General features: G+C 66.4%; 20 protein-coding genes. 7 read left to right on the top strand and 13 right to left on the bottom strand.

Annotated features, from left to right (window positions below; translation table 11 throughout):
* Positions 1–696: an alpha/beta fold hydrolase gene (locus AC07NY_RS21025; RefSeq protein ID WP_494585417.1), complete on the bottom strand. Its 696-nt coding sequence runs from the start codon at positions 694–696 to the stop codon at positions 1–3.
* Between the two features lie 162 nt (positions 697–858).
* On the opposite strand from AC07NY_RS21025, the gene AC07NY_RS21030 reads away from it, so the two are divergent.
* Together AC07NY_RS21030 and AC07NY_RS21035 are read left to right on the top strand one after the other, a co-directional pair.
* Positions 859–2331 carry a DEAD/DEAH box helicase gene (locus AC07NY_RS21030; protein ID WP_494585418.1) on the top strand — a complete coding sequence of 491 codons (1473 nt, stop codon included), beginning with the start codon at positions 859–861 and terminating at the stop codon, positions 2329–2331.
* A gap of 184 nt (positions 2332–2515) precedes the next feature.
* Positions 2516–3574 carry a GGDEF domain-containing protein gene (locus AC07NY_RS21035; protein WP_492286210.1) on the top strand — a complete coding sequence of 353 codons (1059 nt, stop codon included), beginning with the start codon at positions 2516–2518 and terminating at the stop codon, positions 3572–3574.
* Positions 3575–3580: 6 nt separating this feature from the next.
* On the opposite strand, the gene AC07NY_RS21040 is transcribed toward AC07NY_RS21035, so the two are convergent.
* Positions 3581–3970, bottom strand: coding sequence for a HesB/IscA family protein (locus AC07NY_RS21040; protein WP_494585419.1), 390 nt, complete (start codon positions 3968–3970; stop codon positions 3581–3583).
* A gap of 232 nt (positions 3971–4202) precedes the next feature.
* Between AC07NY_RS21040 and AC07NY_RS21045 the strand changes: the two genes are divergently transcribed.
* Together AC07NY_RS21045 and AC07NY_RS21050 are read left to right on the top strand one after the other, a co-directional pair.
* Positions 4203–5270, top strand: coding sequence for a malate/lactate/ureidoglycolate dehydrogenase (locus tag AC07NY_RS21045; RefSeq protein WP_494585420.1), 1068 nt, complete (start codon positions 4203–4205; stop codon positions 5268–5270).
* A gap of 3 nt (positions 5271–5273) precedes the next feature.
* Positions 5274–5630: an MmcQ/YjbR family DNA-binding protein gene (locus tag AC07NY_RS21050; RefSeq protein WP_494585421.1), complete on the top strand. Its 357-nt coding sequence runs from the start codon at positions 5274–5276 to the stop codon at positions 5628–5630.
* Here the strand turns inward: AC07NY_RS21050 and AC07NY_RS21055 are convergent.
* The 9 genes from AC07NY_RS21055 to AC07NY_RS21095 form a co-directional block, all read right to left on the bottom strand.
* Positions 5625–6512 carry a PhzF family phenazine biosynthesis protein gene (locus tag AC07NY_RS21055; protein ID WP_494585422.1) on the bottom strand — a complete coding sequence of 296 codons (888 nt, stop codon included), beginning with the start codon at positions 6510–6512 and terminating at the stop codon, positions 5625–5627. The genes AC07NY_RS21050 and AC07NY_RS21055 overlap by 6 nt on opposite strands.
* Before the next feature lie 114 nt (positions 6513–6626).
* On the bottom strand, positions 6627–6965 hold the full coding sequence (locus AC07NY_RS21060; protein ID WP_494585423.1) for a hypothetical protein: 339 nt from the start codon (positions 6963–6965) through the stop codon (positions 6627–6629).
* Positions 6966–7003: 38 nt separating this feature from the next.
* Positions 7004–7387, bottom strand: a complete 384-nt coding sequence (locus tag AC07NY_RS21065) for an SUF system Fe-S cluster assembly protein (protein WP_494585424.1) — start codon at positions 7385–7387, stop codon at positions 7004–7006.
* Between the two features lie 15 nt (positions 7388–7402).
* A complete protein-coding gene (locus AC07NY_RS21070; RefSeq protein ID WP_336813457.1) occupies positions 7403–8641 on the bottom strand; it encodes a cysteine desulfurase in 1239 nt (412 codons plus the stop codon).
* A 4-nt stretch (positions 8642–8645) separates the two neighbouring features.
* Positions 8646–8855, bottom strand: a complete 210-nt coding sequence (locus tag AC07NY_RS21075; RefSeq protein ID WP_257734814.1) for a tautomerase family protein — start codon at positions 8853–8855, stop codon at positions 8646–8648.
* Positions 8855–10204 (bottom strand): Fe-S cluster assembly protein SufD, encoded by a 1350-nt coding sequence (gene sufD, locus AC07NY_RS21080; protein ID WP_494585425.1) that lies wholly within the window; start codon positions 10202–10204, stop codon positions 8855–8857. Before sufD ends, AC07NY_RS21075 begins: the two co-directional genes overlap by 1 nt.
* Positions 10204–10956 carry a Fe-S cluster assembly ATPase SufC gene (gene sufC / locus AC07NY_RS21085; RefSeq protein ID WP_061967769.1) on the bottom strand — a complete coding sequence of 251 codons (753 nt, stop codon included), beginning with the start codon at positions 10954–10956 and terminating at the stop codon, positions 10204–10206. Before sufC ends, sufD begins: the two co-directional genes overlap by 1 nt.
* Positions 10957–11105: 149 nt before the next feature.
* Complete coding sequence (gene sufB / locus AC07NY_RS21090) at positions 11106–12578, bottom strand: Fe-S cluster assembly protein SufB (RefSeq protein WP_494585426.1); 1473 nt, start codon at positions 12576–12578, stop codon at positions 11106–11108.
* A gap of 60 nt (positions 12579–12638) precedes the next feature.
* Complete coding sequence (locus AC07NY_RS21095; protein ID WP_494585492.1) at positions 12639–13844, bottom strand: cysteine desulfurase family protein; 1206 nt, start codon at positions 13842–13844, stop codon at positions 12639–12641.
* Between the two features lie 290 nt (positions 13845–14134).
* Between AC07NY_RS21095 and AC07NY_RS21100 the strand changes: the two genes are divergently transcribed.
* The gene (locus AC07NY_RS21100; protein WP_047577045.1) at positions 14135–14806 is read left to right on the top strand and encodes an alpha/beta hydrolase; all 672 of its coding nucleotides are present in this window, start codon (positions 14135–14137) and stop codon (positions 14804–14806) included.
* Here AC07NY_RS21100 and gcvA read toward each other — a convergent pair.
* Entirely contained in the window at positions 14781–15737 is a 957-nt protein-coding gene (gene gcvA, locus AC07NY_RS21105) for a transcriptional regulator GcvA (RefSeq protein WP_494585427.1), read from the bottom strand. The genes AC07NY_RS21100 and gcvA overlap by 26 nt on opposite strands.
* Between gcvA and AC07NY_RS21110 the strand changes: the two genes are divergently transcribed.
* Positions 15736–16092, top strand: a complete 357-nt coding sequence (locus tag AC07NY_RS21110) for a DUF1127 domain-containing protein (RefSeq protein WP_494585428.1) — start codon at positions 15736–15738, stop codon at positions 16090–16092. The two genes, gcvA and AC07NY_RS21110, sit on opposite strands and share 2 nt — an antisense overlap.
* 88 nt (positions 16093–16180) lie before the next feature.
* Positions 16181–17434: a tyrosine--tRNA ligase gene (gene tyrS, locus AC07NY_RS21115; protein ID WP_494585429.1), complete on the top strand. Its 1254-nt coding sequence runs from the start codon at positions 16181–16183 to the stop codon at positions 17432–17434.
* Between the two features lie 197 nt (positions 17435–17631).
* Here tyrS and AC07NY_RS21120 read toward each other — a convergent pair whose 3' ends face one another.
* Positions 17632–21021 (bottom strand): hypothetical protein, encoded by a 3390-nt coding sequence (locus AC07NY_RS21120; protein ID WP_494585430.1) that lies wholly within the window; start codon positions 21019–21021, stop codon positions 17632–17634.
* Between the last annotated feature and the right edge of the window lie 104 nt (positions 21022–21125).

The following is a 21125-nucleotide window of genomic DNA, read 5'->3' on the forward strand; positions in this document are numbered from 1 at the left end:
TCAGCCGAGCCAGCGCAGCAGCTCCGCAGTCACGACTTCCGGCGCTTCCAGCGTCGACAGATGACCGCAGCCGGGTACAATCGCGAGGCGGGCCCTCTCGCCGACAAGGCCGGCCATTTCTCGCGCTTCCGCCACAGGCGTGATCTCGTCCTCCTGTCCGACCACAACTAGCGTCGGAATGGCGAGGTTCGCCAGTAGCGGCCGTGAATCCGGCCGCTTCATGATCGCTTTCTGCTGGCGTGCGAAACCTTCCGCCCCCACATCATCAGCCATCTGGCGCACCAGCAGGCGCAGCGGCTCGTCGGTCAGGCGCGCTGGTGCCACGAGCTTCTGCCAGAGCAGCGTCGTGACATTGTCGAAGGCGCCCTTCTCGGCCAGCGCGATCATCTGCTCGCGTGGCTCGTTCGTCTCGGGCGTCGCCGGTTTGGCGCTGGTATCGAGCAAGGCAAGCCGCGTCACGCGCTCCGGCGCCTGCCGCAGAACCTCGAACGCGATGTAGCCGCCCATCGACAGGCCACAGAGCGCGAAACGGGGCGGCGCGGCCGCGAGCAGGCGTTGCGCGATGGCGAATAACGTGTCGTCGCGAGCGTGATCGGCGACGAGAATAGGCCGGCCATCGGCCAGCGCAGGCCATTGCGGAGCGTAGAGTGCAGCATTGCAACTCAGGCCGGGAACGAGAACGAGCGGCTCCTTCATGGGGCTAAAGCAGTCCTTTCATGGCTAGATGATTGACTTTGCCGCGTTTTCTTTGCATTCCACACGGGTCCGAAGGCGCGCAGGAACTGTCGTCGCGCCAACGTGGTGGTTGAGCAGGTCATCCCGCCGCGTTTCACCGACCCAGAAGAAGCACGATACGCGATGTCATTTGCCGAACTCGGCTTGAGCGAAAAGGTTCTGACGGCCGTCACGGCCGCAGGCTATAACACGCCGACCCCCATCCAGGCCCAGGCCATTCCGCATGTTCTTGCCCGCAAGGACGTTCTGGGCATCGCCCAGACCGGCACCGGCAAGACCGCGGCCTTCACGCTGCCGATGCTGACCATCCTGGAAACCGGCCGCGCCCGGGCCCGGATGCCGCGCACCCTGATCCTGGAGCCGACGCGCGAGCTCGCGGCGCAGGTCGAGGAGAACTTCGTCCGCTACGGCGTGAACCAGAAGCTTTCGGTGGCGCTGCTGATCGGCGGCGTCTCCTTCGGCGACCAGGACGCCAAGATCACCCGCGGCGTCGACGTGCTGATCGCGACGCCCGGCCGCCTGCTCGACCATGTCGAGCGCGGCAAGCTCTTGCTCACCGGCGTCGAGCTGCTCGTCATCGACGAGGCCGACCGCATGCTCGACATGGGCTTCATCCCGGACATCGAGCGTGTCTGCAAGCTTGTTCCCTTCACCCGGCAGACGCTGTTCTTCACCGCGACGATGCCGCCGGAGATCACGCGCATCTCCGAGCAGTTCCTGCACAACCCGGTCCGCGTCGAGGTTTCCCGACCGGCGACGGCGGCTGCGACGATCACGCAACGCCTGATCGCCTCGAACGCCCAGGATTTCGAGAAGCGCGAGACGCTGCGCCAGCTGATCAAGGGCGCGACCGATCTCCAGAACGCGATCGTCTTCTGCAACCGCAAGCGCGATGTCGCGACCCTGCACAAGTCGCTGCAGCGCCATGGCTTCCCGGCCGTCGCGCTCCACGGCGACATGGACCAATACGCCCGCATGGCGGCACTGGAATCCTTCCGCACCGGCGAGAACCCGATCCTCGTCGCCTCGGACGTCGCGGCGCGGGGCCTCGACATCCCCGCCGTCAGCCATGTCTTCAATTTCGACGTGCCGACCCATGCCGAGGACTATGTCCACCGCATCGGCCGCACCGGCCGCGCCGGCCGCGAAGGCGCCTCCTTCACCATCGTCACCCGCCATGACGACAAGCTCGTCGCGGCGATCGAGAAACTGACCGGCCAGACCATCGCCTTCGAAGGTCCCGGCCTCGATGCCCTGCCCCCTGGCCAGCCGCGCGAAGAACGCCGTGGCGGCCGCCGCGACGAGAAGCGCTCGTCGTCGCGCGGTGGGCGCGGGCGTCCGGAGCGTGGCGCGCGCGCCGAAGCAGGAGCCCCGCGGTCCGACACGGTCGAGAATGCGGACGATACGCAGCGCAAGCCGCGCCGCGTGCCGATCCGGCCCGATTCCGAGGCGACAGCCCCCGCGCCCGCCGCGCGTCACGAGGAGACTCGGCGTGCGCGCCCGCCGCGGACGCGCGACGATGATGACGGCCCGCAGGTGAAGGGGCTGGGCGATCACGTCCCGGCCTTCCTGCTGCGCCCGACACGTGTCGGATAACGTTACGGCATCAACCCGTTTTTAACATCATCGCCCTAGATTGCGTTTCGTCGCGATGGGATGACCTTCGCGGCGGACGGGCGCATGCCGCCGTATATACGGACAGGATGTCCCGCTTCGATTGTTTGATCGAAGCTGACGTGGCCGAAGGCCGCGACCCGGCTTCATACCGGATGGCGAAGGCATGGACGACCTGGTTTCGGTTCCCGCCCGCACTGATGATCTCGCCGAGCGCGTCGTTGCGGCGATGCGAGAGCATGGCTCGCCGAGCTATCCTCGCGCCTTCGAGGTCTGGTACGCCCATCTGAGCGGCGAAATACCGGCCGTCAGCATCGCGATGAACGCGATCATCGCCGGCAGCGACGGAAAGGTCTCCGCCGCCGATATCGACAGCCTCTACGAACGCTTCATCAGCACCGAGCGCTTCTCGCGTCAGGCCGAGCGCACGAGCCTGCAGGTGCTCGGCGAGATCGACGCGATGATGGGCCTCGTCGACAAGGCGCTCGGCTCCAGCGAGCTCTATCACGGCCGTCTCTGCGCCATGTCCGAGGACGTGCCGCCCGCGACCGACCGCCACAAGCTGCGCGAATGGGTCGAGGCGCTGGTGATGTCGACCCGCGAGGAAGTCACGCGCAAAGCCCAGCTCGAGGCGGAGCTCCGCAACAGCTCCAATGAAATCCGCAACCTGCGCGAGGCGCTGGAATCAACGCGCGCCGAAGCCCTCACCGATCCGCTGACCGGGCTCGCCAACCGCCGGCATTTCGAGGAGATGCTGCAGAAATCGATCGATCAGGCGACGCTGCGCCGCGAACCCTTCGCGCTGGTCATGGCCGATATCGACTTCTTCAAGCGCTTCAACGATGCCCATGGCCATCTGACGGGTGATCAGGTGCTCCGCCTGGTCGCGCGCACGATGAAGGACAAGTTCAAGGACAAGGCGATCATCACCCGCTTCGGCGGCGAGGAATTCGCCATCATCCTGCCGGAAGCCGATCTGATCGCCGGCAAGTTTGGCGCCGAGACGGTGCGCCAGGCGCTGCTGACCCGCGAGTTGATCAAGCGCTCGACCAATGTGAATCTCGGCCGGATCACCATCTCGCTCGGCGTCGCCAGCTATCGCCGCGGCGATACCGCCGGCTCCCTGGTGGACCGGGCCGACCAGTCGCTGATGCAGGCCAAGCGCGACGGCCGCAACCGCACCGTCACCGAGGATGCGCTGGAAACGACGACCCGTGTCGCCTGAGTTGGCTCAGGGCGCCGTCAGGGCGCTCTCGCTGCGCGGCTTGATCTCGACGGATTCGCCGCAGCCGCAGGCCGAGACCTGATTGGGGTTGTTGAAGACGAAGGTCGAGGAGAACCGGTCCGTCTTGAAGTCGAGCTCGGTGCCGAGCAGGAACAGCACGGCCTTGGCATCGACGACCACCGTCGCGCCCTTGTCGCTCACGACCTCGTCGCCCTTGTTGAGCGCCCGCGCGATCTCGAAGGTGTATTCCATGCCGGCGCAGCCGCCCTTCTTGACGCCGACCCTGAGGCCGAGCGCCGGAGCATCCCCACCAGCGGATTGCACCATGATCTCGCGGATGCGGGCCGCCGCGGCGTCGGTCAGCGAAATGACCTTGAGGCCCGGTATCGAAAACATCTGTTTCCCTCCTCGACCGGGTTCAAGGCCCGGTGAAGCAAGATTGTTCCCGACAACATAGGGATCGGCAGGGCTTTCGTCGAGATGCAGACGGCGCGCCATGCGCCCGCGATCCAGCCCCTGCCCGCCTCACGCATTGCGGAACGGGCCGGCTCATGCACTCTGGCGCCTGGGAATCCCCGAGGCTCCACGACCTCTTCCAACAAGACCTCTTCCAAACGGCAGGAACACCATGGCGCATCGTCTGCATCGCCCCGAATCGCTGCATGCCCTCGTCCGCGACATGGTCGTGAAGGCCGGCTGGACGCAGGCCGAGGCACAGGAGACCGCCGATCATCTCGTCCTCGCCAATCTCAGCGGCCACGACAGCCACGGGGTCGGCATGCTGCCGCTCTATTTCCAGTCGCTGGCCGATGGCAATCTGAGTCCAGCCTCGCAGCCGCAGACGCGGGTCGATGCGGCGCCCTTCCTGATCATCGACGGCAAGATCGCGCTCGGCCAGCCGAATGCGCGCAACGCCATCGACCGGGCGATCACGATGGCGCAGGCCGGCGGCGTCGCCATCGTCAATCTGCTCGATTCCCACCATATCGGCCGCATCGGCCATTATGCCGAAGTCGCCGCCGACGCCGGGCTGATCTCCTTCTTCTGGGTCAATGTCGCCGGCCGCCCGCCGATCGTCGCGCCCTATGCGGCGAAGGAAGCCCGCTTCGGCACCAACCCCCATGCGATCGGCATCCCCGTGCCCGGCGGCGATCCGCTGATCCTCGACTTCGCCACCAGCCGCATGGCCCATGGCAAGGCCCGCGTCGCCCTCAACAAGGGCGAGCAGGTGGCGCCCGGCTACATCATCGACGGTGAAGGCCGCCCGACCACCGACCCGGCCCATGTCTTCGCCAGCCCCGACCATCCGCTCGGAGCGTTGCTGCCCTTCGGCGACCACAAGGGTGCCGGCCTCTCGCTGATCGCGGAATTGCTCTCGGCCGGCTTGATGGGTGCCGCGCGGATCGACGAGAAGCCGCAGAAGACCTGGGTGATCAACTCGCTCTTCGGCGTCATCATCGACCCGGCCCGGCTGGAGCCTGATGCAGAGCTGCGCCGCAGCCGCACCGAGAGTTATCTCGCCTTCGTGCGCGCGGCGAAGCCGATGGACCCCGCCAATCCGGTGCTGGCGCCCGGCGACAAGGAGCGCAAGGTCAAGATCGAGCGGCAGGCGGCCGGCATTCCGCTGGACGACGAGACCTGGTCGCAGATCGTCGCCGCCGCCAAGCAGCACGGCATCGATGCCGAGAGCTACTGAGCCATGTCGCCTGAAGCCTATAACGCCTTCTGTGCCTCGCTGACCGCCACCAGCCATGTCGTGCAATGGGGTGGCGCCGATGTCTGGAAGGTTGGCGGCAAGGTCTTCGCCATCGGGCGGCAGCAGGAGGATGGCGAGATGGCCGTTTCCTTCAAATGCTCGCCGATGGGTTTCGAAATTCTGAGCGAGCAGCCGGGCCTCAGGCCCGCGCCCTATCTCGCCTCGCGCGGCATGAAGTGGATCCAGTGGCTCACCGGAGAGAGCATGCCGGACGACGTGCTGCGCGATTATCTCGCCGAGAGCCACCGCCTCGCCGCCGCCGGGCTGACGAAGCGGGCCCGGGCCGAGCTCGGCCTATAGCAGCGCCTCGCCGCGGAACATCGGCACGCAGCCGCCGCCGACCCGCGAGCGGAAGCCGTCGGCAGCGCGGCGCGAGGTGACGTTCAGCAGGCTCGGGCGGCCCATCTCGACGCCCTGGGTGATGCTGTAGGCGGCCTCGTCGCCGCCATCGAGCGACAGGAGCAATGCACCGAGCGTCGCGCTGGCGCTGCCGGTGGCAGGATCTTCCCAGGTACCGGCCAGCGGCGCGAACATCCGTGCTCTTATGGCGTTCCCGTCGCGGGCATAGACGAAGAGCGACAGCCGCCCCTGCAATTCCGGATTCTGCCCTTCAAGCTTGCGGAAGGCGGCGATATCGGGCGTCGCGCCTGCAAGCGCGGCCGGCGCGACCTGTGCCAGCACGAATTTCACGCCGAGCGAGGCCTGGACCGGCTTGTGGCCGCTGGTGACGATATCGGAAGCCGCCACGCCCGCGCAGGCCGCGATCCCGTCGGCGGGCAATTCGATGCCGAGCGACAAAGCCTGCGGCGCGGCGATGACGGCGCCCGTGACCGCCCCGGCGGCATCGCGCTCCACGGCGATCTCGACCAACCCGGCCATCTGCTCGAAGCGCAGCACGCCGCCGCGGTCGCGGCCATGGCGGGCCAGCACGCAGGCCGTGCCGACATTGGGATGGCCAGCGAAGGGCATTTCGGCCGTGCGATGGAAGATGCGCACGCGCGCGTCATTGGCCGGATCGTCCGGCGGCAGGACGAAGGTCGTCTCGCTATAGTTCATCTCCGCCGCGAGCGATTGCATCTGCGCGTCGGACAGCCCGCGGGCATCGGTGAAGACCGCGAGCTGGTTGCCACCGAAGGGGCGATCGGTGAAGACGTCGACGGTTTCGTAGGGAAAGCTCGGCATGGCAGGCTCCGATGGCGACGATCATTCGCCCTGTCTTGATGCCACCCTTCCCCAACCGGGAATAATGAAGGTCGGTCATGCGATCGATCACGCGAGCGCGATCCGTCTCCGCCGTCACAGCAGGAAATGGAATCCGAAGCCGAATATCACGAAACCGGCTGCGACGACCTGCGCGATGAAGAGCGGTTTCAGCCGGAACGCCTGCGCCGCCTGGAATTCAGCGCGCTCGGCGCGCGACATCCGCTCGCGGGCCTTGAACTGCTCGGCCAGCGCCGACGGATCGCTGCTCGCCCCATCGCGCTCGAGGTCCATCCGCACGGTGATGAAACCAATGATGAGGCCGAGCACGCCGAGCCCGAAGAAACCGACGAGCCGCAAGGCGGCGTAGAACACGCCGATGAGCAAGGCGGCCAGGAACGGAAAGACGAGGTAATCCCACTTCGTCGCGCGCATGCCTCATCATGCGCGCCAGAAGGTGAAGCCGTCCAGTCTCACCACATGTCGAGCGCGACGCGGGCCTCGTCGGACATGCGCGACTGATCCCAGGGCGGATCGAAGGTCATGTTGACGGTGACGCCGGCAACACCCGGCACCGTGCTGACGGCATTCTCGACCCAGCCCGGCATCTCGCCGGCCACCGGGCAGCCCGGCGCGGTCAGCGTCATGTCGATCGTGATCTGCCGGTCGTCGGCGATGTCGACGCGGTAGATCAGGCCGAGCTCATAGATGTCGGAGGGAATCTCGGGGTCGTAGACCGTCTTCAGCGCGGCGACGATATCGTCGGTCAGCCGGTCGATCTCCTCCGGCGGCAACGCGGTGCCCTTGCCCATGGCGGGGGCGTTCGGCTTCAGTTCTTCGGCGACGCTGTCGGTCATCTCTTCAAATCCCGGTCAGGCGAACAGGCTCTCGGCCTTCCGCAGGGCATCCACCAGCTTGTCCACCTCTTCGAGCGTGTTGTAGAGCCCGAAGGAGGCACGGCAGGTCGATGTCACCCCATATCGTGCCAAAAGCGGCATGGCGCAATGGGTGCCGGCGCGCACTGCGACACCGGCACGGTCGATCACGGTCGCGACGTCATGGGCATGGGCGCCCTTCATCTCGAAGGCGACGATAGCGCCCTTCTCCCGCGCCTTGCCGAAGATGCGGATCGAATTCATCTCGCCGAGCCGCTCCATCGCATAGGCGCCGAGCTTGGCCTCGTGAGCGGCGATGTTCTCGCGGCCGAGCGCCATCATGTAGTCGAGCGCGGCGCCCAAGCCCACCGCCTCGACGATCGCCGGCGTGCCGGATTCGAAGCGATGTGGCGGGTCGTTATAGGTCACGCTGTCTTCGCTGACGGTGACGATCATCTCGCCGCCACCCTCGTAAGGCGGCAGCTTGTCGAGCCATTCCTTCTTGCCCCAGAGGATGCCGGAGCCGGTCGGGCCATAGGTCTTGTGGCCGGTGAAGGCGTAGAAATCGCAGCCCAGCGCCTGCACGTCGACCGGCAGGTGCACGGCGCCCTGGCTGCCGTCGACCACCAGCGGAATGCCATAGGAGCGGCAGATCGCGGCGACCTCGGCGATCGGGATGATCGTGCCGATCGCGTTCGACATCTGGGTCAGCGACACCACCTTGGTGCGCGGCGAGATCAGCTTCTCGAATTCCTCGATGAGGAAATTGCCGTCCTCGTCGATCGGTGCCCATTTGATCACGGCGCCATGGCGCTCGCGCCAGTAGTGCCAGGGCACGATGTTGGAATGGTGCTCCAGGATCGAGAGGATGATCTCGTCGCCTTCCTGGATCTGCAGATGGCGCCCGAGCGACGAAGCGACGGTGTTGAGCGCGCCGGTGGAGGAGCGCGTGAACACGATCTCCTCCAGATGCGCCGCGTTCAGGAAGCGGCGCGCGCTTTCGCGAGCCGCCTCATAGGCTTCCGTCGAAGCGTTGGCGAGATAGTGCAGGCCGCGATGGACATTGGCGTAATCCTCCCGCATCAGCCGCGTCATCGCCTCGATCACCGCTTCCGGCTTCTGGGCCGAGGCAGCGTTGTCGAGATAGACCAGCGGCTTGCCATAGACCTCCCGGCTCAGGATCGCGAAATCCTTGCGGATGGCCTGGACGTCATAGGGCTTCGCCAGCGCGTTCATCGGTTCAGGCCTTTCCGGGCGTGACTGGCGCCTTGTCGGCGACGAGTTCGCCGCCATGGCCCCAATCCTCGCGCTCGATCTCCTGGATCACGATATGGGTGTTCTGCGGGTTCTTGCCGAGCACCTTGACCAGCGTTTCCGTGAATTCCTTCACGATCTGCGCCTTCTGCTGGCGCGAGGCGCCCTTGGTGATCTGGAGATTGATGTAGGGCATCAGACGGTGCTCACCTCGGAAGCGGCCTCGCGGGCCTTCAGCCACGACTCGACCTCGCCGATCACGAGATCGCGCACATCCTCATCAGTGATGAACTCGACCGCCTCGCCGGCGAAGGCCTGCAGCACCAGCGCCTCGGCCTGCGGCCGCGGCAGGCCGCGCGCCATCAGGTAGAAGAGCTGGTCGCCGTCGATCTGCGCGACGGTCGCGCCATGGCCGCAGACCACGTCGTCGGCGAAGATCTCTAGCTCGGGCTTGTTGTACATCGAGGCGCCGTCATTCAGCAGCAGCGCGTTGCTCTTCATGCTGCCATCGGTCTTCTGCGCGTATTTCCGCACGATGACCTTGCCCTGGAAGACGCCAGTCGCCTCGCCGCCCGCGATCGTCTTGAACAATTCACGGCTGGTGCCGTGCGGCACCTCGTGGTCGACGATCAGCGTGACGTCGGAATGCTGCGCCTTGTTGATCAGGTTGACGCCACGCAGGCCGACCTCAGTGTGTTCGCCGGCATAGCGGACGAAATGCTGCTGGCGCACCGTGCCGGCATTGCAGATCAGCGCGAAGGAATCGAACTTCGCCTGCGCCCCGACCGTCGCGAGCAGGCTCTGCACCTCGACCGTCGCCGCCTGCTGGCGGGTGACGATGCGGACATGCTGGATCTCGCTCTCGTCGCCGGTCTCGAAGACGATCGCGCCGTTGATCTGCTGCGCGGCCTTGCCTGCGGCTTCGCTGACCTCGACGATCGTGCCCTTGACGCCCTTGCCGGCAAGCACGACCGAGCGATGGAACACCGCGCGCTCTTCCTCGCCCGAAGCGAGCGCGACGATCACGATCCGCTGCTCCAGCTCGACGCCCTCAGTGATCTCGACGAAGACGCCGTCGCGCATCAGCGCGGTGTTGAGCGCGAGGCCCATGTCGTCATGGCCGACCGAAGGACCGGCGAGGATGCGGGTCAGGTCCTCGCGCGGCGATACCAGCGCCTCGGCGAGCGACTGCACCGAGACACCCTCCGGGATCGCGTCGAGCGTCGAGAGTTCCGGCGCGAAAACGCCGTCGACCAGCACGAGGCGCAGGCCATCGAGCTTCAGCGCGGCCAAGCGCGCCTTGACCGCCGCCGTGACGGCAGCGCCGCCGGCCAACGGGCGCGCCTCGCGCAGCAGCGTGCGCAGGTCGGTATAGCGCCAGGATTCGAGCCGGCGATGCGGCAGGCCCTTGGCCTCGAAGCCGGCGAAGGCGTCCTCGCGCAGCTTGCGCACGGCCGGGCCGCCCGGCAGCTCGGCCTTGCTGTCAGCGTATTGCTGGACGAGCTGCTGTTCGGCAGCCGTCTTCAGCGGGGTGACGATGGCCATTACGCCGCCTCCCCATAGGCCGCATAGCCCGACTTCTCGAGCTCCAGCGCCAGCTCCTTGCCGCCGGTCTTCACGATCCTGCCCTTCGACATGACGTGGACGGTGTCCGGGACGATATGGTCGAGCAGACGCTGATAGTGGGTGATGACGAGGAAGCCGCGGTTCTTGTCGCGGAGCGCGTTGACGCCCTCGGCGACGATGCGCAGCGCGTCGATGTCGAGGCCGGAATCGGTCTCGTCGAGGATGCACATGGACGGCGAAAGCAGAGCCATCTGAAGGATTTCCATGCGCTTCTTCTCACCACCGGAGAAGCCGACATTGAGCGGACGGCGCAGCATGTCCTTGGCGATGCCGAGCTTGTCGGCGGCGGCATTGACCTGCTTGATGAAGTCCGGCGTCAGCAATTCGTCCTGCCCGCGCGCCTTGCGCTGCGCGTTCATGGCAGCCTTGAGGAAGGTCATGGTGGCGACGCCAGGAATCTCCAGCGGGTACTGGAAGGCGAGGAAGATGCCGGCGGCGGCGCGGGCATCGGCCTCCATCTCCAGCACGTTCTCGCCGTTGAGCAGAATCTCGCCGTCGAGGACCTCATAGTCCTCCTTGCCGGCGATGACATAGCTCAGCGTCGACTTGCCGGAGCCGTTCGGCCCCATGATGGCGGCGACCTCGCCATCGTTCACGGTGAGGTTCAGGCCATTGAGGATCTGCTTGTCCTCGTCGGCGATCTTGACGACCAGATTGCGAATTTCGAGCATCGTTTCGTTCCTGTGTCATCCCGTGCGCGGTGCTGCGCGAGGCGGTGCGCCGCTGATGCGGGATCGTTTTGTCCAGTGATGGTCCTGATGACGGTCCCGTGTCTGCGGAGCAGCGCTTTCGTGCTGCGCCGCGCACGGGATGACCGCCCTTATCCAACCGAGCCTTCGAGCGAGATGGTGATCAGCTTCTGCGCCTCGACGGCGAATTCCATCGGGAGCTGCTGCAGCACCTCCTTGACGAAGCCGTTGACGATCAGCGCCACCGCCTCCTCCTCGGAAAGGCCGCGCTGCTGGCAGTAGAACATCTGGTCCTCGCCGATCTTCGACGTGGTCGCCTCGTGCTCGAAGATCGCGGTCGCGGTCTTGGCTTCGATATAGGGGATGGTGTGCGCGCCGCACTGGTCGCCGATCAGCAGCGAGTCGCAATTGGTGAAGTTGCGCGCGCCGGTCGCCTTGCGATGGGCCGAGACGATGCCGCGATAGGTCGAGTCCGACCTGCCGGCCGCGATGCCCTTGGCGATGATTTTCGAGGTCGTGTTCTTGCCGAGATGCAGCATCTTGGTGCCGCTATCGACCTGCTGCATGCCGTTCGACACCGCGATCGAGTAGAATTCGCCGCGCGAGCCGTCGCCGCGCAGGATGCAGGACGGGTATTTCCAGGTGATCGCCGAGCCGGTCTCGACCTGCGTCCACGAGATCTTCGAGTTCTTGCCACGGCAATCGCCACGCTTGGTCACGAAGTTGTAGATGCCGCCCTTGCCCTCGGCGTCGCCGGGGAACCAGTTCTGCACGGTCGAGTACTTGATCTCGGCATCGTCGAGCGCGATCAGCTCGACCACCGCCGCGTGGAGCTGGTTCTCGTCGCGCTTCGGCGCCGTGCAGCCTTCGAGATAGCTGACATAGGCGCCCTCGTCGGCGATGATCAGCGTGCGCTCGAACTGGCCGGTATTCTGCTCGTTGATGCGGAAATAGGTCGACAGCTCCATGGGGCAGCGCACGCCTTTGGGGATGTAGACGAAGGAGCCGTCGGTGAAGACCGCGCTGTTCAGCGTCGCGAAATAGTTGTCCGTCACCGGGACGACCGTCGCGAGATACTTCTTCACCAGCTCCGGGTGTTCCTGGATCGCCTCAGAGATCGAGCAGAAGATCACGCCGGCTTGCGCCAGCTCCTTCTTGAAGGTCGTGACCACCGAGACCGAGTCGAAGACGGCATCGACCGCGACGCGGTTCTCAGGGGCGACGCCGGCCAGGATCTCCTGCTCGCGCAGCGGGATACCGAGCTTCTTGTAGGTCTCCAGGATCGCCGGATCGACATCGTCTAGCGATTGCGGCGAGGCGCCCTTCTTCGGCGCCGCGTAGTAGTAAAGGTCCTGATAGTCGATCGGCGGGTAGTTCACGCGCGACCAGGTCGGCTCGGTCATGGTCTTCCAGCGGCGGAAGGCGTCGAGCCGCCATTCCAGCATCCATTCCGGCTCGTTCTTGCGCGCCGAGATATAGCGGACCGTGTCCTCGGTGAGGCCCTTGGCCGGCTTCTCGACCTCCAGCTCCGTGACGAAGCCGTATTTGTACTCGGTCACGTCGATCGACTTGACCTGATCGATGGTCTCCTGGACCGCTGCCATTTCTCAGTCTCCAGTGCGGGTTCAAGGCCCGCCGGTTTGGTCTTCGTGTTGCGGAACGCGTCAGGCGGCAGCCCGGGCGCTCCGATCGGCTTGCGCGGCCACGAGCTTTTCGTAGGCCGCGAGAAAGAGATCGATATCCGCCCCGGAGGTGGTCCATCCGAGCGATGCCCGCAAGGCCCCTGCGCTCATGGCGGGGTCGATTTTCATCGCATCGAGCACATGCGAGCGCTTGACCTTGCCCGAGGAACAGGCCGAGCCGGACGATAGTGCCGCTCCGGCAAGGTCGAGCTTGATCAGCACGGTCTCGGCCTTGAGGCCCGGCGTCGCGAACGCGCTGGTATTGGGCAGGCGCGGCGCAGCCTGAGCAAAGATCGCGGTCTCCGGCGACAACGCCGCAAGCCCCGCCTCCAGGCGGTCACGCAGACCGGAAAGCCGCGCGGATTCGACCGCCAGAAGCTTGGCAGCGATCTCAGCCGCCGCGCCGAAGCCGATGATTCCCGGCAGGTTTTCGGTTCCGGCGCGCCAGCCACGCTCCTGCCCGCCGCCGCGCATCGGCTTGTCGGCGAGTTCGAGCGCTCCGGTGCGGAAGACAATGGCCCCGATGCCCTTCGGCCCGCCGATCTTGTGGGCAGATAGCGTCAGCACATCAGCGCCGAGGGCAATGATGTCGATGGCGATCTTGCCGGCCGCCTGCACGGCATCGCTATGCATAAGGCCGCCATGGCGATGGACGAGGTCGGCCGTCTCGGCGATCGGCTGGATCACACCGGTCTCGTTATTGGCGAGATGGATCGAAACGAGCGCCCGCGCGCCGGGGTTCTCGGTGACGAAACGAGTCAGCCGTGCATCCAGCCAGACGAGGTCGACCACGCCGTTTGCATCGACCGGGATCGTCTCGACGGCGCCAGCCGGGAAACGATGCCCCTCGCGCACGCAGGCATGCTCGGTCGCGCTGTGAAGCAGAAGCGTTGCGGGCGTCCGCACGCAGTCACGGCCACCATCGCAATCCATCAGGCCGGGCGAGAGCACGGCGACATTCGCTTCCGTGCCACCGCTGGTGAAGACGACGTTCGACGCCTTGGCGCCGACGAGCCTTGCGACCTGCTCGCGCGCCCGCTCCATGGCGGCCCGCGCGGCGCGTCCCTCGCCATGGACGGAGGACGGATTGCCGGGCAGCGTCAGCGCATGCGCGACCGCTTCCACCACCTCCGGCCGCACCGGGGTCGTGGCATTATGGTCGAGATAGGCGCGTCCCGCCGTCACGATCCTGCCTGCTCCATCCTCGTCATTGCCGGTCACTGATACGAAATGCTTGAAATCGCACCTGTGCGCCGTGCTATAGCCGCCCATCCGAACCGGCCGGAACGGTCGAAACGCGGTTCGCTCTTGCGATCCACCGTTTTGTTCTCGACTTGTTCACGGCTGTTAGAACTATTCTAAGCGCTCTTCATCTAGGGCGCGCATGGTGGCGCCGTCAAGGGTGGCCGGGTTTCGAGCAGGCATGCGCCCGCTTTCTGCCCGCCCGCGCCGGCACTGCCGCAAGAAGCGGTGAGACGATGCCAGAGGTTATCTTCAACGGGCCCGCAGGCCGGATCGAGGGTCGCTACCAGCCCGCCAAGAAGCGGGGTGCGCCGCTCGCGATCATCCTGCACCCGCACCCGCAATTCGGCGGGACGATGAACAACCAGATCGTCTACAACCTGTTCTACACCTTCGTGAACCGCGGCTTCTCGGCCCTGCGCTTCAATTTCCGCGGCGTCGGCCGCAGCCAGGGCCATTTCGACCACGGCGCGGGCGAGCTCTCGGACGCCGCTGCCGCGCTCGACTGGATGCAGGCGCTCAATCCCGAAGCGAAGAGCTGCTGGATCTCCGGCGTCTCCTTCGGCGCCTGGATCGGCATGCAGCTCCTGATGCGCCGCCCGGAGATCGAGGGCTTCCTCTCGATCGCGGCGATGGCCAACCGCTACGACTTCTCGTTCCTGGCGCCCTGCCCGTCCTCGGGCCTGTTCGTCCACGGCTCGGAAGATCGCGTCGCGCCGGTGAAGGAAGTCATGGCGGTGATCGAGAAGGTGAAGACCCAGAAGGGCATCCAGATCGAGCATACGGTCGTGGATGGCGCCAACCACTTCTTCGACGGCAAGGTCGATGTGCTGATGAGCCAGGTCGGCGCCTATCTCGACGCCAAGGTCGGCCCCGAAATCCTCAAGACCGAGCAGGAACAGGCCTGAGCCTCCGGCTCGACGCCAAGACGGGCAGCGTCATCTTCGCTGCCCGTGCCTCCGCCATGATCCAGTCGCGGAACAGCCTGATCTTGCGCTCGCGCTGGCGCTCCGTCGGATAGACGATCCAATAGGCCCATTCGTCGGGCACAGCGTGCTCGACGGCGAAGACGAGCCGCCCGGCCGCGATGTCATAGGCGAAGAGCTCGGGCACGGCCATCGCGACGCCATGCCCGCGCATCGCCGCCTGCACGCTCATCGCCTGCATCTCCAGCGACATCGAGCGCCCGCCCTGCCGGGGCATATCGAGGCCGAGATCGGCGAACCAATCCTTCCACGCTTCCTCATCCGCGCTCAGCAGCGGCGCCCGCAGCAGGTCAGCCGGCTCGCGCAATTGCAGCCGCTCGCGCAGCTCCGGCGAACAGAGCGGCGCGTAGTGGCAATCGAACAGCTTCTCCGCCGTGACGCCCGGCCATGAGCCCGGTCCGTAGCGCACGGCGAGATCGACGGCCTCGGTGGTGAAGTCGACGAGATGCTGCGAGGTCCGGACCCTCACGGCGAATTGCGGGTTCTCGATCTGGAACTGCGCCAGCCGTGGCGAGAGCCAGGTGATCGCCATCGTCTGGAGCGAGGAGATCGTCAGGACCGTCTGGTTCTCCTCGCAGATGTCGCGGAACACCGTCCCGATATCGGCGAGCGCCTTGCCGACCGGCCCGGCGAGCCGCTGGCCGATCGCGGTCAGCACCACCTGACGCGGCTGGCGCAGGAAGAGCGGCGCCCCGACGCGATCCTCCAGCAGGCGGATCTGATAGCTGACGGCGGCCTGCGTCATGCCGAGCTCTTCGGCGGCGCGAGTGAAGTTCTGATGGCGCGCCGCAGCCTCGAAGACGCGGACCGCTGCGAGGGGCGGAAGCTTGGGCGGCGGCGGATGCGAGGGCATGCCGAAGCATAAGCCAGTTTTATGGCAGGTGACAATCTTCCGCTTTGTGCCCGCGTCCCGTCTGGCCCAGATTCATCCTCACAAAGCAGGCGGTAGCGCCTGCGCCCCAGAGGATCACATCATGACCTGCGCTTCCCATGCGGGGCGGCTGGACACGTCCGGCAGCTCATCCCTTCTGCACGGCCTGTTCACCGCCTGGCAGCGCCATGCGGTCACCCTCCGCACGCAGCATCGTCTCGCGCTGCTGGACGATCGCGCGCTCTGCGATCTCGGCCTATCGCGCGATGTCGTGGAGCCGCCGCGCCCGCGCGACAATCCCGATCTGTGGCTCAACCGCCTTTCCGCGGGAGGTTGAGAGCGCCCTGGTCGCAAAAGCGATTTCCCCTTTTCGGCCCGATGCTCTAGACGACGGCGGAACGACATCCAGCAGATCGCAAGCCGCCATGACCACCTACAAGTCCGATTTCCTGCGCGTCCTCGACGAGCGCGGCCTCATCCATCAGGTCTCCGATGCGGAGGGCCTCGACGCTCTGTGCCGGCAGGGAACCCAGACGGCCTATGTCGGCTATGACGCGACGGCGACCTCGATCCATATCGGCAACCTGATCTCGTTGACGATGCTTTACTGGTTCCAGGAGACCGGCCACCGCCCGATCACGCTGATGGGCGGCGGCACCTCCATGGTCGGCGACCCCTCGTTCCGCGACGACCAGCGCAAGCTGCTCACGGTCGAAGAGATCGCGACCAATATCGAGAGCATCAAGCGGGTCTTCGGCCGCATCCTGCGCTATGGCGACGGGCCGACCGACGCCATGATGGCCAACAATGCCGACTGGCTGCTGAAGCTGAACTATGTCGAGTTCCTGCGCGATGTCGGCCGGCATTTCTCGGTCAACCGCATGCTCTCCTTCGATTCAGTGAAGCTCAGGCTCGACCGCGAGCAGTCGCTGTCCTTCCTCGAATTCAACTACATGATCATGCAGGGCTACGACTTCACGGAGCTCAACCGGCGCCATGGCTGCCGCCTCCAGATGGGCGGCTCCGACCAGTGGGGCAACATCATCAACGGCGTCGACCTCTCGCACCGGATGGGCGGGCCGCAGCTCTACTGCCTGACGACGCCGCTGCTGACGACTTCGTCGGGTGCCAAGATGGGCAAGACCGCCAATGGTGCGGTCTGGCTCAATGCCGACGTCTTCAGCCCCTATGATTTCTGGCAGTATTTCCGCAACACCGAGGATGCCGATGTCGGCCGCTTCCTCAAGGTATTCACGCGCCTGCCGCTGGACGAGATCGCCCGGCTCGCCGCGCTCGGCGGCGCCGAATTGAACGAGGCGAAGAAGATCCTCGCAACCGAGATCACGGCGATCGTGCATGGCCGCGAGGCGGCCGAGGCCGCTGCCGAGACCGCGCGCAAGACGTTCGAGGAAGGCGGGCTTGCCGCCGACCTGCCGAGCGTCGCGATCGCACGGGCCGAGATCGAGCCCGGCGTCGGCGTGCTCACCGCCTTCGTCAAGGCCGGGCTCGTGCCCTCGACCGGCGAGGCGCGTCGGCAGGTCAAGGCCGGTGGCCTGCGCGTCAACGACGTGGTCGTCACGGACGAGCGCGCTTCGCTCGGCCTCGGCGACCTCACCTCGGAAGGCGTGATCAAGCTCTCCTTCGGCAAGAAGAAGCACATCCTGCTGCGCCCGGAGTAAGGGCGCGTCAGCGACAGCGCCGCCGCTCTATAGGGCGCGTGTCTTCCCGCACGCGCTGCGGCATGCAATGCCGCTGCGCAGATGCGGGACCGTTCTCAGGAAAAGGCGCCATTTCGTCATACGGTCCCGTGTCTGCGGCGCACCGCTGCGCGCTGAACCGCGCACGGGATGACAGCGTGCTCCCAGGAACAGGTGTCTCAGCGCGGCTGCGCGGGCCGCGACTGCACCGGCTTCTGGGCCGGGGCGCCGCCGAGCGGATCGACGAAGCGGCGCAGTATGCCGGGCGCCAGCGCCGAAAGCGGGTTGATCGACATGGTCGGCGCGCTGGCAGCACCCGAAATCCGGAAATTCACCGCGAAGAGCCCGCCATACTGGCTGCCGCCGCCGAGCAGCGCGCCGACCACCGGCACCTGCGCGAAGGCGTTGTTGAAGGCGTAGCCCGGCACGAAGGTGCCGCCGATATCGACGCGGTCGCGGCCGTAATCGACATGGCCCTGCAGCGTGAAGCCGACCTGCTGGCCCCAGATCACCATGTCCGAGACGTCGAGCCGGCTGGCGGAGCGGGTGAACTCCGCCTTGAGCTTGGTGAAGGCGACCTCGGTTACGTCGATACGCGGCTCGGCCGCGCCATCGCCTGTAAAGGCGCTCGCCGGCTGCGAACCGACCACGCGGCGTAGCGCCGGTTCGTCACGGACCATGAAGTTGCGGAACAGCAGGTCGCCGCTCTGGTTCTCGCCCGGCCCGAGCGTCAGCAGCAGGTCGCCGCCATGGGCCCTGTTGTAGAGATCGAGGAAGCGCAGCAGCGATCCTCCGTTCTCAGACTGGATGACGAGCTGCCCGCCCTCGCCCCGGCCGCCTTGCCGGGCGGAGACATCGGCCCGGCCGATCCGTCCCTGGAAATTGGCTGAGCGGATTTCGCCGCCACGCTTGGCGAATTTCAGCGTGCCGTTGGTGATCGCCTCGTTGTTGAAGCCGGTCAGGATCGGCACGTCGAGATCGACGTCGTAATCGCCGCCCTTCCCACCGGACTTGTCGCCCTTGCCCGATGAACCCGGGCTTTGCAGGTCCTTGATGAAGGGGCGCAGGTCCGCGACCGCACCGCGCACCGTCAGCTTGACGATATTGCCGTCCCGCCTGGCATCGATCTTGAGGTTGTCGCCGGGCGAGAGGCGGAATTGCGAGAAGCTCGCGCTGTCCAGCCCGTTCTGCTTGTTCAGCTCGATACGCCCCTTGATCAGGGCCGAGCCGGCCTCGAGCGAGAAATCCTCGAGATCCGGCCCTTCGGGATCGGCCACATAGGCAAAGCTGATCTTGCCGGGCCGCCCAGCCGGTTTGCTCAGGCCGGGAAGAACGCCGTCAAGCGCGACCTTGGCAAGGTCGATCTCGACACGAGGCGGTTGCTCCGGGCCCTTGCCGAGAGGCTTGACCACCCTCACCGGCAATGTCCCGGAAATGCCGCTATCGGCGCCAAAGCCGCGACGCTGTCTTGCGGCCGCATCAAGCGCGAGCTGCAGGGTCGCCTCGCCCTGCCCCTTGCCGCTCTGCTTGAGCTCGACCTGCGCCTTGTCGCCGCCGACCCGCGCATCGCCGCGCAGCAGCAGGCCGGCGCGGTCGACATTGACGGCGAACATGCCGGCTTCGAGCTTTTCCGTGCCGAGAAGCGTGTCGGAGGCCACATTCGCCAGGTTGCCCGCGCCGGTCACGACGACTTCGTCCGGCTTCAGGTCGTCGGCGAGCGGCAGCGTGATGCCGACCTTGAGATCGCTCGTGCCCTTGATCGCGGCCGGGTCGATCCTGCCGGGGCTGAAATCCTTGAGTGACGGAAACGCGAATAGCGCCGCCAGCGCATCCATCGAGCCGAGCGAACGGAAGCCGATCCGGGCCTGTGCGCGGTGCGTGTGGTAGTCCGGCATGGCGAAGCTGCCTTCGCTCAGCTGGAGCTGGCGGCCGCCGCCGAGCTCCGCTGTCGCCTTGCCGATGGCGAGCTGGACGGTGCGCCCGCCGACACGCCCCGTCACGGTCGCATCGACCAGCGGCGGGAGGCCGGGATCGGGGAGATAGCGGACGCGGTCGGCATCGATCATCACGGAAAGTGCGGCATCGGGCATGCCTTCGCCCTTGACCAGGCGAGCATGGTCCTCGGGCGCCAGATCGAGATCGACGGAGAGCGATTTGAGGCGCCCCGCGGCAAGCTGCCGTCGCAACGTGCCGTGTACGTCCGGCGAGGTGAAGCTCGGCCAGATCGCGAGCAGCGCACGCGCATCGGAGTTCGTCGACTTGATCGCGAAGCGCTGGAGCGGCGAGCTGTTGACCCGCTGGACCATTGCCGACAGGTCGACGGAGGCCAGCGGCCCGCGCAGCGAGGCCGAATCGATGTTGACCGCATTGTTGGCCGGGTCGAGCTTCAGCGCGGCTTTCAAGCTGTCGATCTGGACCGGCGGATCGTTATCGATCCCGGCCAGCTGGCCGCTGGCATCGAGCGCGATGCGCCAGCCACCATTATCCTCGCGCAACGAGCCCGTCGCCGTGAAACGCGTCGGGCCTGCCTTGATCTCGCCGCGGGTGATGTTGAGCTCGGAGAGGTCAGCGCCGCTCGCCAGTTCGAGTTCGGCAGAATCCACGGCGAAGGACGAGATCGGGGCGTCGGGAAAGCGCAGCGTGCCGGAGCGGACGCCGATCCGTGCGGTGATCGACTTCTTGCCGTCCGGGGATTGCCGCAACGTCGCGCGGCCCTGCAGCGGCAGGCCTTCGACCAGGACGCCACCTGTCCCGAAGGCGAGCGCGACCGCCTCGGCAGGCTCGAAGCGCAGGATATCGATATCGGCGCGCTGGGTGCCGTCGGCCTCGGTCGACATATCGACCGCCAGTTCCTTCCAGCGCTGCCCCGTGCGCCCCTTCATCGTCATCCGCGTGCCGCGCTCGGCGATGCGCGTCAGCTTGATCTCGACATCCTCCAGCCCGGCCTTCTGGCGTCCGTCGGGATCGACCAGCGAGAGCCGCGCGCCGTTCATGCCGGCTTCCTCGAGCGCGCCCAGAAAGCCGTCGCCGCGCGCCAGCGTCGAGATCGCGCCCATGATGCCGGTGAAGGCGTTCCATTGCGCCGCGTCGGGCAGGGTCGGCTGCGGTGGCGTCTCGGCCGGCGCCGAATCGGCATTGACCATCAGCGCGCCGTCCTTGGTGACGCCGAGGCGGACATTGACACCGCGCAGATCGACCGAAACCAGCTTGATATCGCCACGCAGCAACGCCATTGGCGCGTAGCCGAGGACCGCCTCGGGCGCCCGGATCACGGCGCCGCTGGAATGCTGGAACGAGACCTGCCGGACCCTGAGCTGCGAATGCCCATCGATGCGGCCGAGTTCGGCGGCGGCCGCGGTGACCTTCCAGTCCGGCCCGAGCCGCTCCTCGATGGCGGCGGTGATGCGGCCTTCCAGGCCGGAAAGCGGGACGATGCCCGTGACCAGAAGCGTCGCCGCCGCACCGGCCAGCACCAGCACGGCAACGGTGACCGCGACGCAGATCGTGACGAGGCCCGCCTTGGCGCGCCGCTTCACGATCTCGACATCGCAGGCCTCGTCCGCGGGCAACGCCTTTGCGTGCCCGGCTGCCGCAGCCTTTGCTTCCTGATCCGACAAGATCCGCGTGGTCCCTTTTCTGCGCCTGCGCCGGTTCGCATCAAGGTGCGGCCGAT

The sequence above is a fragment of the Allobosea sp. GW821-FHT09G06 genome, assembly GCF_059416005.1.

Excerpts from the sequence above, each read along its gene's own strand:
- AC07NY_RS21025 (WP_494585417.1), bottom strand. The coding sequence starts at position 696 with ATGAAGGAGCCGCTCGTTCTCGTTCCCGGCCTGAGTTGCAATGCTGCA.
- AC07NY_RS21030 (WP_494585418.1), top strand. The coding sequence starts at position 859 with ATGTCATTTGCCGAACTCGGCTTGAGCGAAAAGGTTCTGACGGCCGTC.
- AC07NY_RS21035 (WP_492286210.1), top strand. The coding sequence starts at position 2,516 with ATGGACGACCTGGTTTCGGTTCCCGCCCGCACTGATGATCTCGCCGAG.
- AC07NY_RS21040 (WP_494585419.1), bottom strand. The coding sequence starts at position 3,970 with ATGTTTTCGATACCGGGCCTCAAGGTCATTTCGCTGACCGACGCCGCG.
- AC07NY_RS21045 (WP_494585420.1), top strand. The coding sequence starts at position 4,203 with ATGGCGCATCGTCTGCATCGCCCCGAATCGCTGCATGCCCTCGTCCGC.
- AC07NY_RS21050 (WP_494585421.1), top strand. The coding sequence starts at position 5,274 with ATGTCGCCTGAAGCCTATAACGCCTTCTGTGCCTCGCTGACCGCCACC.
- AC07NY_RS21055 (WP_494585422.1), bottom strand. The coding sequence starts at position 6,512 with ATGCCGAGCTTTCCCTACGAAACCGTCGACGTCTTCACCGATCGCCCC.
- AC07NY_RS21060 (WP_494585423.1), bottom strand. The coding sequence starts at position 6,965 with ATGCGCGCGACGAAGTGGGATTACCTCGTCTTTCCGTTCCTGGCCGCC.
- AC07NY_RS21065 (WP_494585424.1), bottom strand. The coding sequence starts at position 7,387 with ATGACCGACAGCGTCGCCGAAGAACTGAAGCCGAACGCCCCCGCCATG.
- AC07NY_RS21070 (WP_336813457.1), bottom strand. The coding sequence starts at position 8,641 with ATGAACGCGCTGGCGAAGCCCTATGACGTCCAGGCCATCCGCAAGGAT.
- AC07NY_RS21075 (WP_257734814.1), bottom strand. The coding sequence starts at position 8,855 with ATGCCCTACATCAATCTCCAGATCACCAAGGGCGCCTCGCGCCAGCAG.
- sufD (WP_494585425.1), bottom strand. The coding sequence starts at position 10,204 with ATGGCCATCGTCACCCCGCTGAAGACGGCTGCCGAACAGCAGCTCGTC.
- sufC (WP_061967769.1), bottom strand. The coding sequence starts at position 10,956 with ATGCTCGAAATTCGCAATCTGGTCGTCAAGATCGCCGACGAGGACAAG.
- sufB (WP_494585426.1), bottom strand. The coding sequence starts at position 12,578 with ATGGCAGCGGTCCAGGAGACCATCGATCAGGTCAAGTCGATCGACGTG.
- AC07NY_RS21100 (WP_047577045.1), top strand. The coding sequence starts at position 14,135 with ATGCCAGAGGTTATCTTCAACGGGCCCGCAGGCCGGATCGAGGGTCGC.
- AC07NY_RS21110 (WP_494585428.1), top strand. The coding sequence starts at position 15,736 with ATGCCGAAGCATAAGCCAGTTTTATGGCAGGTGACAATCTTCCGCTTT.
- gcvA (WP_494585427.1), bottom strand. The coding sequence starts at position 15,737 with ATGCCCTCGCATCCGCCGCCGCCCAAGCTTCCGCCCCTCGCAGCGGTC.
- tyrS (WP_494585429.1), top strand. The coding sequence starts at position 16,181 with ATGACCACCTACAAGTCCGATTTCCTGCGCGTCCTCGACGAGCGCGGC.